The organism is Sphingomonas sp. 2R-10 (genome assembly GCF_030062225.1).
Taxonomy (GTDB): Bacteria; Pseudomonadota; Alphaproteobacteria; order Sphingomonadales; family Sphingomonadaceae; genus Sphingomonas.
Window position 1 is genome coordinate 15,396 of the sequence record NZ_JASCXF010000053.1, and the last position, 13,461, is coordinate 28,856.

General features: G+C 67.9%; 8 protein-coding genes. 6 read left to right on the forward strand and 2 right to left on the reverse strand.

Going from position 1 to position 13,461, the window contains the following annotated elements; genetic code table 11:
* The first annotated feature begins 141 nt into the window (after window positions 1-141).
* The gene (locus tag QLH51_RS18210) at window positions 142-2,550 is read left to right on the forward strand and encodes a ligase-associated DNA damage response DEXH box helicase (RefSeq protein WP_125662024.1); all 2,409 of its coding nucleotides are present in this window, start codon (window positions 142-144) and stop codon (window positions 2,548-2,550) included.
* Between the two features lie 461 nt (window positions 2,551-3,011).
* Here QLH51_RS18210 and gyrB read toward each other — a convergent pair whose 3' ends face one another.
* Window positions 3,012-5,492: a DNA topoisomerase (ATP-hydrolyzing) subunit B gene (gene gyrB, locus QLH51_RS18215; RefSeq protein ID WP_125662021.1), complete on the reverse strand. Its 2,481-nt coding sequence runs from the start codon at window positions 5,490-5,492 to the stop codon at window positions 3,012-3,014.
* 309 nt (window positions 5,493-5,801) lie between these two features.
* On the opposite strand from gyrB, the gene QLH51_RS18220 reads away from it, so the two are divergent.
* Both QLH51_RS18220 and QLH51_RS18225 read left to right on the forward strand, forming a co-directional pair.
* Window positions 5,802-6,173 (forward strand): glycine zipper 2TM domain-containing protein, encoded by a 372-nt coding sequence (locus QLH51_RS18220; RefSeq protein WP_125662018.1) that lies wholly within the window; start codon window positions 5,802-5,804, stop codon window positions 6,171-6,173.
* A 332-nt stretch (window positions 6,174-6,505) separates the two neighbouring features.
* Window positions 6,506-9,040, forward strand: coding sequence for a TonB-dependent receptor (locus QLH51_RS18225; RefSeq protein WP_206429275.1), 2,535 nt, complete (start codon window positions 6,506-6,508; stop codon window positions 9,038-9,040).
* 145 nt (window positions 9,041-9,185) lie between these two features.
* Here the strand turns inward: QLH51_RS18225 and era are convergent, their stop codons facing one another.
* On the reverse strand, window positions 9,186-10,088 hold the full coding sequence (era, locus tag QLH51_RS18230; RefSeq protein ID WP_125662015.1) for a GTPase Era: 903 nt from the start codon (window positions 10,086-10,088) through the stop codon (window positions 9,186-9,188).
* Window positions 10,089-10,248: 160 nt separating this feature from the next.
* On the opposite strand from era, the gene QLH51_RS18235 reads away from it, so the two are divergent.
* The 3 genes from QLH51_RS18235 (at window position 10,249) to QLH51_RS18245 (ending at window position 13,378) form a co-directional block, all read left to right on the forward strand.
* Entirely contained in the window at window positions 10,249-11,835 is a 1,587-nt protein-coding gene (locus QLH51_RS18235; RefSeq protein ID WP_125662041.1) for an alpha-L-arabinofuranosidase C-terminal domain-containing protein, read from the forward strand.
* A 553-nt stretch (window positions 11,836-12,388) separates the two neighbouring features.
* Window positions 12,389-12,928: a glycoside hydrolase family 108 protein gene (locus QLH51_RS18240; protein WP_125662012.1), complete on the forward strand. Its 540-nt coding sequence runs from the start codon at window positions 12,389-12,391 to the stop codon at window positions 12,926-12,928.
* 42 nt (window positions 12,929-12,970) lie between these two features.
* Window positions 12,971-13,378, forward strand: coding sequence for a holin family protein (locus QLH51_RS18245; RefSeq protein WP_056457201.1), 408 nt, complete (start codon window positions 12,971-12,973; stop codon window positions 13,376-13,378).
* Window positions 13,379-13,461 lie beyond the last annotated feature (83 nt).

The following is a 13,461-nucleotide window of genomic DNA, read 5'->3' on the forward strand; positions in this document are numbered from 1 at the left end:
GTACCCCCGCGCAGGCGGGGGTCCAGGGCCACGCAGGCCAGCGTCGCGTCCGTGACCCTGGATCCCCGCCTGCGCGGGGATACGCTGAGTCAGGGGCAGGCGGCTTTGCACCCGCACCCCCGCCACCCTACATTGCGTCGGGTGCGAACCCTTCCCGCCCCCCTTGCCGACTGGTTCGCCGCGCGCGGCTGGGCGCCACGCCGCCACCAGCGCGAGATGCTCGACGTCGCCGAAGCCGGCCGCCACGCGCTGCTGGTCGCCGCGACCGGTGCGGGCAAGACGCTGGCCGGGTTCCTGCCGACGCTGACCGAACTGATCGAAGCGCCCGTCGACGGTCTGCACACCCTCTATATCTCGCCGCTGAAGGCCCTGGCGGTCGACGTGCAGCGCAACCTGCTGACCCCCATCGCCGACATGGACCTGCCGATCCGGGTGGAGACGCGCACCGGCGACACCCCGTCCGACCGCAAGGCGCGCCAGCGCAGCAAGCCGCCGCATATCCTGCTGACCACGCCCGAATCCTTGAGCCTGTTGCTGTCCTATCCCGACGCCGACCGGCTGTTCGGCTCCCTGCGCACGATCATCGTCGACGAAGTCCACGCCTTCGCCACCGACAAGCGCGGCGATCTGCTGTCGCTGTGCATGACACGCCTGCAACGCTTCGCGCCGACGCTGCGGCGTGTCGCGCTGTCGGCGACGGTCGCCGATCCCGACGGCTATCGCGCATGGCTGGCCCCTGACGGCGATATCGATGCGGTGACACTGGTGCAGGGCGAGCCCGGCGCCGACCCCGATATCCGCATCCTGCTGCCCGAGGATCGCATCCCGTGGTCGGGCCATTCCGGCCGCTATGCTGCGCAGCAGGTCATGCGCGAGATCGAGCGCAACCGCACCACCATCGTCTTCTGCAACACCCGCAGCCTCGCCGAGCTGATCTTTCAGGACCTGTGGCTCGCCAACGACGCGAAGCTGCCGATCGGCGTTCATCACGGCAGCCTCGACCGCGAGGCGCGCCGCAAGGTCGAGGCGGCGATGGCCGACGGGCGGCTGCGCGCGCTGGTCGCGACCGCCAGCCTCGACCTCGGCGTCGACTGGGGCGATGTCGACTGCGTGATCCAGATGGGCGCGCCCAAGGGGTCGTCGCGCCTGCTCCAACGGATCGGTCGCGCCAACCACCGGCTGGACGAGGCGTCGAAGGCGTTGCTGGTGCCGGGCAACCGCTTCGAATTCCTCGAGGCGCAGGCCGCGCTCGACGCGGTCGATGCCGGCGAGCTCGACGCCGACATCTTCCGCCCCGGCGCGCTGGACGTGCTGGCGCAGCATCTGATGGCGTGCGCCTGTGCCGAACCCTTTGCCGCGCCTGAAATGCTCGACGAAGTGCGCGGGAGCCTGCCCTATTCGGCGCTCGACGGCGGCACGTTCGACCGCGTGCTGCACTATATCGCCGAGGGCGGCTATGCGCTGAAGGCCTATGACCGGTTCAAGCGGTTACGGCTGGACGCGGACGGGCGCTGGACCGTCACCAGGCCGGCCTTTGTTGCGCAGCATCGGCTGAACGCCGGGATCATCGTCGATGCGCCGACGCTCGACGTGCGGTTCAGGAACGGGCGGCGGCTGGGCACGGTCGAGGAATATTTCGCCTCCACCCTGTCGCCGGGCGACACCTTCTTCTTTTCGGGCATGAGTCTGGAGGTCGAGAAGATCGAGCTGACCGACCTCGTCGTCCGCGCCACCAGCAAGCCCGCGCGCATCCCCAAATATGGCGGCACGCGCATGGCGCTGTCCACCAACCTCGCCGACCGGGTCCGCGGGTTCCTCGCCGATCCGCAGCAATGGCATCGCTTTCCCGACGATGTCCGCGAATGGCTGGAAATCCAGTCGCGGCGCTCGGTCCTGCCGCGGCCGGGCGAGCTGCTGGTCGAAACCTTCCCGCATGACGGGCGGCATTACATGGTCGCCTACAGCTTCGAAGGGTGGAACGCGCACCAGTCGCTCGGCATGTTGATTACCCGCCGGATGGAAGCGCTGGGGCTGAACCCCATCGGCTTCGTGTCGAACGACTATGCGCTGTCCTGCTACGCGCTCGAACCGATCACCGATCCGCAGGCGCTGTTCTCGCCCGACATCCTCGAACATGAATTCGTCGACTGGGTACAGGGATCGGCGCTGCTCAAGCGCGCGTTCCGCGAGGTCGCGGTGATCGGCGGCCTCGTCGAGCGCCAGCATCCCGGCAAGCGCAAGACGGGGAAGCAGGTCACCTTCTCGACCGACCTGATCTACGACGTGCTGCGCAAATACGAGCCGGGCCACCTGCTGTTGCAGGCGGCGTGGGAGGATGCGCGGGCGCGGATGACCGATGTCGGACGGCTGGCGAAGCTGCTGGAGACGGCGCAGTCGCGCATCCGCCATGTCACGCTCGACCGGGTCAGCCCGCTGGCGGTGCCGGTGCTGGTACTGATCGGCCGCGAACGGGTGACGCAGGGGTCGGCCGACGATGCGCTGCTGATCGAGGCGGAGGCGCTGGCGGCAGAGGCGATGGCGCTGGATTGAGGGGCTTTCCGGCCCACCTCTGTCCCTGCCCCATTCTCCACACCCGTTTGCTTCGAGCGCAGGTTCGAGCTTGTCGAGAACCGAAGTCGAGAAGGGGGTGCCTCAAACGGGGAGTTCTCGACGGACGCTTCTCGACAAGCTCGAAGCTGCTCGAACCGGACGGGGTGGGTGGGGAATAATAGAAAGGAGGTAGGCCGGAGGTATCAGCCCCTTCCCCGTCCACACCGTACCTCGGCGGAGGCCGGGATCCAGTTGGGGGACGTCCGCGCTTCTATCGCCAGCGCACCGATGCTGGACCCCGGCCTCCGCCGGGGTACGGCGTGGGTGTGGACGACTCCCGCGCGTCCACTAACCGTATCCCCGCGTAGGCGGGGATCTAAGGTTAGGAAGCACAACGTCCTTGGCTCTGGATCCCCGCCTACGCGGGGATACGTCCTTTGCGGCTACGTTCCGCCAACCCCTCAAACGTCGAGATTCGCCACGTTCAGCGCATTTTCCTGAATGAAGTCGCGCCGTGGCTCCACGACATCGCCCATCAGCCGCGTGAAGATTTCGTCCGCCACGTCCGCCTGCTCGATCGCGACGCGCAGCATCGACCGGTTCGACGGGTCGAGCGTGGTTTCCCACAGCTGTTCGGCGTTCATCTCGCCCAGCCCCTTGTAGCGCTGGATCGACAGCCCCTTGCGCCCGGCGGCGAGGATCGCGTCGAGCAACTGGCTCGGCCGGGCGACCAGCGTCTCGCCTTTGGCCGCGACCGCGGGGATTTCGCCGTCCTCGACCTCGGGTTCGGCGAGGGGGTCGGCGGCGACGCTGCGCGCGCTGACCAGCTTCGACACGCCGGCATAGCTCGCCGCCTCTTCCGCGGCGAGGCCGTGGAGCTTGCGCCCCTCGGCCGACAGCAGGAACGCCGGTTCGATATTGTGCGTGTCGGTGACCCCGCGCCAGCGGCGCTGGAACTGCAACCCGCCATCCGCGGTCACGCGCGCGGTCCACTGCGCCTCGACATCGGTCCGCCCAATGCGCGACACCGCATCGTCCAGCCGCGTCTGCCGGTCGGCATCGTCGATCTGCGGATCGAGCACCCCGGCCAGCGCCAGCACCTCGACGATGCCCATGTCGTAGCGCCGGGGCACATAGCGCATCAGCGTGCGCATCCGCCGCGCATGGCTGAGCAGCGCCTTCAGGTCGTCGCCGCTGCGCGCGCCCGCCGGGCTTTCCAGCACATGTGCGTTGACGCCGGCCTCGACCAGATATTCGTCGAGCGCGTTGTCGTCCTTGAGGTACACCTCGGAGCGGCCCTTCGTCGCCTTATACAGCGGCGGCTGCGCGATATAGAGGTGCCCCGCCTCGATGATCTCGGGCATCTGGCGATAGAAGAAGGTCAGCAGCAGCGTGCGGATATGCGCGCCGTCGACATCGGCGTCGGTCATGATGACGATCTTGTGGTAGCGCAGCTTCGCCAGGTTGAAATCGTCGCGGATGCCGGTGCCCAGCGCCGTGATGATCGTCCCGATCTCGCGGCTGGCGAGCATCCGGTCGAACCGCGCACGCTCGACGTTCAGGATCTTGCCGCGCAGGGGAAGGATCGCCTGGAAATGGCGGTCGCGCCCCTGCTTGGCAGATCCGCCGGCCGAGTCACCCTCGACGAAGAACAGTTCGGACTTGGCCGGATCGCGCTCCTGGCAGTCGGCCAGCTTGCCGGGCAGCGACGCGATGTCCATCGCCCCCTTGCGCCGGGTCAGCTCGCGTGCCTTCTTCGCCGCCTCGCGCGCTGCCGCCGCGTCGATCACCTTCATGATGATCGCCTTCGCATTGGCGGGATTTTCCTGGAGGTAGTCGGCCAGCTTGTCGGCCATCAGCGCTTCCAGCGGCTGGCGCACTTCCGACGACACCAGCTTATCCTTGGTCTGCGACGAGAATTTCGGGTCGGGCAGCTTGACCGATACGATCGCGGTCAGCCCCTCGCGCATGTCGTCGCCGGTCAGCGACACCTTTTCCTTCTTCAACATGCCCGACTTGTCGGCATAGCTGTTGAGCGTACGCGTCAGCGCGGCGCGGAACGCCGCCATGTGCGTGCCGCCGTCGCGCTGGGGGATGTTGTTGGTGAAGGCGAGGACGTTCTCGTAATAGCTGTCGTTCCACTCCAGCGCGACATCGATGCCGACATCGTCGCGGAACCCGTGGATCGCGATCGGATCGGGCATCAGCGGCGTCTTGGTCCGGTCGAGATACTTCACGAACGCGGCGATCCCGCCCTCGTAGAACAGCTCGACCTCGCGCGGTTCCTCGTGCCGGGCATCGACCAGCACCAGCCGCACGCCCGAATTGAGGAACGCCAACTCGCGGAAGCGGTGTTCCAGCTTGTCGAAATCGAACTCAACGATCTTGAACGTGTCGGGCGACGGCAGGAAGGTCACGCGGGTGCCGCGCTTGTCCGACGGCCCCACCACCTTCAGCGGCGCCTCGGCATCGCCGCGGCGGAAGCGCATGAAATGCTCCTGCCCGTCGCGCCAGATCGTCAGATCGAGGAAATCGGACAGCGCGTTCACCACCGACACGCCGACGCCGTGCAGGCCGCCCGATACCTTGTAGGCATTGTCGTCGTTGGTGTTCTCGAACTTGCCCCCCGCATGCAGCTGGGTCATGATGACCTCGGCCGCCGACACGCCCTCTTCGCTGTGGATGCCGGTCGGAATCCCGCGGCCATTGTCCTCGACCGAGACCGAGCCGTCGGCGTTCAGCGTGATGAGGATGCGGTCGCAGTGCCCGGCCAGCGCCTCGTCGATCGCATTGTCGCTGACCTCGAACACCATATGGTGCAGGCCCGATCCGTCGTCGGTATCGCCGATATACATGCCGGGGCGCTTGCGGACCGCGTCCAGCCCCTTGAGCACCTTGATCGAGTCTGCGCCGTAGTCGTTCTGATTGGGGTTCGTTGCCATAGCGAGTATATAGGGTTTCGCGTGGCGGAACTAAAGCAAAACCCGCATCGGGCGCCCCCCCCCCCGGCGCGCGTCATTCCCGCGAAGGCGGCAATCCATGACCGCTGACGGCTCGGCCGGATTCGCGACGCCGGCGCATCCGGACTCCCGCCTCCGCGGGAGTGACGAACGGCCCCGACCGTTCCGCCAGAATAATGAACGGCAGCTAACAGGCGCATTCAGTATCGGCTCAAGCGAATCGGTGCATACCCCAAATCACAGACGGACTTCCCGACCGGAACCCGTCACTGGATTTTAGGGAGAAGACCCATGTTCAAGAAGCTGACGCTCGCTGCCGCCGCCCTTGCCACGGTCGCCACCGCCGCCGCCCCCACCGCCGCTTCGGCGCAGAGCTGGCGCGGGGACCGCTACGAGCGGGAATATCGTGGTGATCGCGGCTATCGCGAATATCGCGGCGACCGCGGCTACTACAACGACCGCGGCTACAACCGCCGTTCGAACCGCGGTTGCGAGAATGGCGATGGCGGCACGGTGATCGGTGCGATCGCCGGCGGCCTGCTCGGCAACACGGTGGCCGGGCGTGGCGACCGCCTGCTCGGCACGATCATCGGCGGTGGCGTCGGTGCGGTCGCCGGCCGGGCAATCGACAAGGCCGATGCGCCGCGCTACTGCCGCCGCTGACCGGTTTCCCGCGCCCCCGGTGGCGTAGCGGGGCGCGGGACACGGGGCCGGTCCTTCCGAAGGGAGGGGCCGGCCCTTTTCGTTGGAGGGAGAGGACAGCGGGCAAAACCGTTCGTGCTGAGTAGGGACTGAGCTTGTCGAAGGCCCGTATCGAAGCACTTGGGGCGGTCCTTCGATACGCCGCTTCGACTTCGCTCAGCGGCTACTCAGGACGAACGGTTCGATCCGATGCTATTCTGCCTTGGCGAACGCCTTGCCTTGGCCCGTTTCTGCCTCGCTTCGGTCCGAAACCGCCGCTACCCGTCCGCCGGCGATATCGGTGGAGGGCGGGAATGGCGGCATTCGGGCAGCGCGGATGGCGGATGGTGGCGGGCGCGGCGATCGTCCTGTCCCCGGCCCCGCTCCGCGCACAGGCCGATCCCGAACCGGCGAAGGACGAGGACGAGGTCGTCGTCACCGGCAAGCGCCCGCCGGGATCGGCGATCGGCGATGCGCAGCCGGTCGCGGTACTGGACGCCGCGGCGCTGCGGGCGCTGGGCGCGACCAGCATCGAACAGCTGCTGCGCCTCATCAAGCCGCTCACCACCGCGGCCAGCGGCGCCGACCCGGTGTTCCTGCTCAACGGCCGCCGCATCTCGGGCCATCGCGAGATCTGGACGCTCCCGCCCGAGGCGCTGGAGCGGACCGAGGTGCTGTCCGAACAGGACGCCGTCCGCTTCGGATTTCCGGCGACGGTGCGCGTCGTCAATTTCGTGCTGAAACAGCGGTTCCGCGCGCTGGTGGTCGACCAGGGCGCCGGCACCACCACCGAAGGCGGCGGCGAGACCGCGAAGCTCGAACTCGGATCGACCCGGATCGAGGGCAATCGCCGTACGCTGCTGACCATTAACTACGACCGGCAGAACGCGCTGCTCGCGAGCGAACGGCCCTACCGGGTCGATCGCGACAGCCCGTTCGACCGCATCGGCAACGTCCGCGCCCCGGACGGCGGCAGCATCGACCCCGCGCTCGACGCGCTTGCCGGCCGCCCGGTAACGGTCGCCGGCGTGCCGGCCGACCCCGCATCGCGCGGCACGCTGTCGGCGTACGCCGCCGACGCCGCCAACGCGACCGACCTGTCGCCCTTCCTGTCGCTGCGCAGCAAGGACCTGCTGAAGGTCGACGGCACCCACGCCATGCCGCTCGGCAAGACGATGACCGCGTCGCTCAACCTGACGATGGAGGCCGAGCGCGGCAGCGGACGCGCGGGGTTGCAGGGGGTGACGCTGGCGCTGCCTGCCGCCGCACCCTTTGCCCGCGGCGTCCTGCTCGACCGCTATCTCGACGAAGGACCGACGCTCAGCCAGCGCAACGACAACCTGACGCTGCATGCCGGCAGCACGGTACAGGGCGGGTTCGGCCGGTGGATGTGGACGGTGACCGGCGGCTACGACCGGGTCCGGGCGCGCGCCGCGGTCGATCGCGGCGTCGCGCCGGGCGGGTTGCAGGCGGCGGTCGATGCCGGCGCCGACCCGTTCGACCTGTCGCCGGTCCTCGCCGCGCAGCCGATGATCGTCACGCGCAGCCGCAGCGTCACCGGCACGCTGACCGGCAAGGCGACCGCGAACGGTCCGGTGCTGGACCTGCCCGCGGGTACGGCGCAGCTGACGCTGAACGCCGACTATGCCCGTTCGCAGGGCAGCGGGCTGCTGGCGGGCGACGATGGCCGCGCGACCGGGCTGACCCGCACCGTTCGCGGCGGCAGCGCCAGCCTCGACCTGCCGATCGCCTCGGCCGATCGCGGCGTGCTGTCCGCCATCGGATCGCTGTCCGCCAATGCCACGCTCGGGCTGGTCGGCGTGTCGGACTATGGCAGCCTCGCCAGCAGCAACTTCGCGCTGAACTGGACGCCGTGGCGCCCGATCCAGCTGACCGCGTCGATCAACACCGCGCGCACCCCGCCGGCGATCGCCACGCTGACCGCGCCGGTCGTCACCGTGCCCAACGTGCCGTTCTTCGACTTCGTCACCGGCACCAGCGCGCCGGTCACCGTCACCGGCGGCGGCAATACCGACCTCGCGCCCGAAACGCGCCGGATCAGCACGCTGGGCATCGCGTGGCAACCGGTCAAGAACAGGCAGCTGCGCGTCTCGCTCAACTATGTCGACACGCGCATCACCGACCAGCTGATCTATCCCGGCAGCGCGACCGCGGCGTTGCAGGCAGCCTTTCCCGAACGCTTTCCGCGCGATGCCGCCGGCCAGCTGCTCCGTGCCGACCTGCGCCCGGTGAACCTGTTCCGCGAGGTCGAGCGCAAGCTGCAGGCCGAAATGTCGTTCTTCGGCCCGGTCGGCCCCGCCCCTGCACCGCCCGCGCCACCCGCGGCGGGCGCGCCGCCGCCCCCGCCGCCCCGCGACCGGCCGATGGTGTGGAGCTTCCTGACCCTCACCGCGCGGCTGGCCGACCGGCTGACGCTCGGCCCCGGCCAACCGCAGCTCGACCTGCTCGACGGACAGACGCTCGACGGCAACAGCGGCCGCCCCCGGTTGGAGGCGCAGGGCAACATCGGCGGGTCGATCGGCCCGGTCCGCATGGGCGCCTATGGCAATTTCCGCCCGGCGACCCGTATCCGCAGCGACCTTGCCGCGTCCGACCTGCGCTTTTCGGAGTTGCTGTTCATCGGAGTGTATACGCAGCTCGACGCCGCGAAGTTCGCACCGCGCGCGACCTGGGCGAAGCGCATGTCGTTCCAGCTCGACGTGCAGAACCTGCTCAACGACCGCGTCGACGTCCGCGACCGCACCGGCACGATACCGTTTCGTTTCCAGCCATCGTTCCTCGACCCCTATGGCCGGATCGTGCGGCTGTCGGTGCGGAAACTGTTCTGATTGCAGGAGACGCCCACAACCGTTCGTCCTGAGTAGCCATTGAGCTTGTCGAAATGGCGTATCGAAGGACCGCCACGGATGCTTCGATACGGGTCTTCGACTTCGCTCAGCCCCTACTCAGCACGAACGGGAGAAGAAACGAACCCTACTCCACCCAGTCCAGCCCGATGTCCCGGTACAGCATCCGGTCCTCTTCCCAGTTCGGCTTGACCTTCACATGCAGGTACAGGTGCACCCGCACCCCCAGCAATTCCTGCAATTCCTTGCGGGCGGTCGCGCCGATTTCCTTGATCCGCTGCCCGCCCTTGCCCAGCACGATCGCGCGCTGCGTGTCGCGCGCGACATAAATCTGCTGGTGGATCTCGACCGATCCGTCGTCACGCTCCAGATAGCGTTCGGTGTCAACCGCGCTCGCATACGGCAGCTCCTCGTGCAGCTGGTGGTACAGCTGCTCGCGCGTGACCTCGGCCGCCAGCATCCGGTCGGTGGCGTCGCTGACCTGATCCTCGGGGAAATGCCACGGCCCCGCGGGCATCCGCTTCGCCAGCGCCGCCTTCATCTCCGCCAGCCCGTCGCCGGTCGTGGCGCTGACGAAGAACGTCTCCTCGAACGCCGCCATCTCGTGCAGCCGCGCGGCATGGTCCAGCAAGCGCGGCTTGTCGGCGATGTCGACCTTGTTCAGGATCAGCAGCTTCGGCTCCTTGCGGTCGCTAAGCGGCTCGACGATGGCGCGGACCTTCGGGCCGATCCCGCCCTTGCCGTCGACGACCACCGCGACCGCATCCGCGCCCGCCGTACCTTCCCACGCCGCCGACACCATCGCCCGGTCCAGCCGCCGCTTCGGCTCGAAGATGCCCGGCGTGTCGACCAGCAGCAGCTGCGTGTCCCCCTCGATCGCGATGCCCATCAACCGGGTGCGTGTCGTCTGCGCCTTGGGACTGGTGATCGCGACCTTCTGTCCGACCAGCGCATTGACCAGCGTCGACTTGCCCGCATTCGGAGCACCAAGGACCGCGACGAGGCCGCACGACTGGGGGGATGACGTCAAAAGCTTGCAACCTGCGATGATAGGGACGGAAGCCCCCTCTTACCCGCCCCGCCGCGTGCTGCAAAGCATCCCGATCCCGACTTGATCGGACGGAGAGGGAGCGCTACCAATAGTCAGACAATAAAGGAGGGGGATCGATCCCATGATGGGCCACACATCCATGCGCCACACGCTGCGCCGGCGCGCGCGCGCCATCGTGCTCGGCACCGCGTCGCTGCTCATCGCGGCGGGCGCGGTCGCGCAGACCACGCCGCCGCCGCAACCGGGCGAACCGGCGACGATCACCATTCGCGGGGATCAGGGCGGTCCGACCTATGACCGGCGCATCTTCACCCAGTTCGCCGAGCATCTCGGCACCGGCATCTATGGCGGGCTGTGGGTCGGCAACGACCGCAACATTCCCAACACCCGCGGCTTCCGCAACGACGTCGTCGCCGCGCTCAAGCGGCTGGGCGTACCCGCGATCCGCTGGCCCGGCGGCTGCTTCGCCGACGAATATCACTGGCGCGAGGGGATCGGCCCGCGCAACAAGCGCCCGGTCAAGATCAACACCCATTGGGGCGGCGTGACCGAGGACAATGCGGTCGGCACGCACGAATTCATGGACCTGACCGAACAGGTCGGTGCGGAAGCCTATATCTCGGGCAATGTCGGCAACGGCTCTCCCCGCGAAATGGCCGAATGGGTCGAATACATGACGCAACAGGCCGGGACGCTGGCCGACGAGCGGGCGAAGAACGGCCGCAAGGCGCCGTGGAAGATCCCCTATTTCGGCATCGGCAACGAGTTATGGGGCTGCGGCGGCAACATGCGCCCCGAATATGCCGCCGACGAGACGCGCCGCTTCGCGACCTTCATCAAGTCGCCCGAGGGCAGCCGCATCCTCAAGATCGCATCGGGCGCCAATTCCGAGGACTATAACTGGACCGAAGTGATGATGCGCGAGGCGATCGGCCAGATCGATGCCGTCTCGCTCCATTACTATACCGTCCCCGGCGGCACCTGGCCGCCCAAGGGTTCGCCGACGCAGTTCAACGAATCCGACTGGGCGGAAACGCTCGGCCGGACGTGGAAGATGGAGGAAATGGTCGCGAAGCACAGCGCGATCATGGACAAATACGATCCGAAGAAGCGCGTGTGGCTGGCCGTCGACGAATGGGGCACGTGGTATGCGCAGGATCCGGGCACCCATCCCGGCTTCCTGCGCCAGCAGAACACGATGCGCGACGCGCTGGTCGCGGCGATCAACCTCAACATCTTCGCGAAACATGCCGACCGGGTGAAGATGACCGCCATCGCGCAGATGGTGAACGTGTTGCAGGCGATGATCCTGACCGACGGGCCGAAGATGGTCCTGACGCCGACCTATCACGTGTTCGAGATGTACAAGCCGTATATGGACGGCATCGTCCTGCCGATCACGATCGACAGCCCGTGGTATTCGCGTGACAAATGGGCGATCCCGGCGGTGTCGGCTTCGGCGGTGCGCGGCAAGGACGGGGTGGTGCATATCGCCCTGTCGAACGCCGACCCCAACCGCCCCGCCCCGGTCACCGCGTCGCTGACCGGCATCGCCGGCGCGACCGTCACCGGCCGCGTGCTGACCGCACCGACGATGACCGCGCATAACGACTTCGCCAATCCGAACGCGGTGGTACCGGCGGCCTTCACCGGTGCGCAGGTGGCGAACGGCACGCTGTCGGTGACGCTGCCGGCGAAGTCGGTGGTGATGCTGGACATCAAATGAGGTGACGGGGCGGCGTGCGCGCGCCGCCCCGTCCACCGGAATACGTAGCCCGGCGAAGGCGAGACCTCGGCGAAAGTCTCGAACAGAGCCAGCTCCTCGCCGTACCCCGGCGAAGGCCGGGGTTTAGTCGGGAGAGGTTGCGACCAGGTCGCCAACGTCCGCTGACTGGGCCCGGCCTCCGCCGGGGTACGCCGTTTGCGGGGAATGCCACGCTCCACCCGCACTCTCCTTCCCCCCTGCCGTTTGCTTCGAGCGCAGGTTCGAGCCTGTCGAGAACCGAAGTGGAGAAGGCGTCACCCCAAACGACCCGTTCTCGACCGACGCTTCTCGACAAGCTCGAAGCTGCTCGAACCAAGCGGGTTGGATAAGGACGCGCGCCCAAAGGCCGTACCCCCTCGCCGGGGGTCCAGAGCGCCAATCGCAAACATCACCACATCCAGCCCCCCCCCCCATCTGCGCGGGGGCTGGATTGCGGCGGCGCATACGCCGACGCAATCCAGCTTTCCTACAACGAACCGTTCTGGTTACTCTCCATCTCCAACAGGAGGCGTACATGGACGTTACCCGATTGATCGACGACGTGATCGACCGCGAAGGCGGTTATGTCGACCACCCCGCCGACCGCGGCGGCCCGACCCGCTACGGCATCACGCAGGCCGTCGCCCGCGCCGAAGGTTATACGCAGGCGATGCGCGACCTGCCGCGTGCCCTTGCCGCACGCATCTATCGCCGCCGCTACTGGCAGCTTCCCGCGTTCGACCGCATCGCGACGCGCGCACCCGCGCTCGCCGCCGAACTGTTCGACACCGGCGTCAACATGGGGCCGGCGGTCGCCGCGACCTTCCTGCAACGCGTGCTCAACGCCCTCAACCGCCAGCAGCGCGACTGGCCCGACCTGACCGTCGACGCCAACATCGGCGCACGGACGCTTACGGCGCTCGACACCCTGCTCGCCACGCGCGGTCCCGCGGCGGAGGCGGTTTTGGTGAAGGCGATCAATGTCTTGCAGGGCGAACGCTATCTCCGCCTCGCCGAGACGCGGCCCGCCAACGAAGCCTTTCTCTATGGCTGGCTGGCGCAGCGCACGGGCTGATTTCGCGCAACTTCTGCCAACTTCCACGACAGGATGAACCCCATGCTCAACACCCTGATCGCGCCGATCGCGGCGCTGCTCGACAAGCTCATTCCCGACCCGAAGGCGCGCGACGCCGCCAAGCTGGAACTCCTGAAGCTCGAATCGACGGCCGATCTCGACCGGGTGAAGGCGCAGCTCTCGGCGATCGTCGCCGAGGCGCAGTCGACCGACCCATGGACCTCGCGCGCCCGGCCGGGTTTCCTCTATGTGATGTACGCGCTGCTGCTGTGGGCGATCCCGATGGGGCTGATCTCGGCGGTGCAGCCCGACATGGCCGCCGGCATCGCCCGCGGCATGACCGCGTACCTGCGCGGCATCCCCGAGGAACTCTACGCGCTCTTCGGCACCGGCTATCTCGGCTACACCGCCGCAAGGGCATGGGGGAAGGCCAAGGGCGTGGAGAAGTAAAAGGTCCTCCCCGGCACGGGGAGGGGGACCAGCGAAGCTGGGGGAAGGGGGTTTCGGCATATTTCGCGGCAGCACCCCGCCCC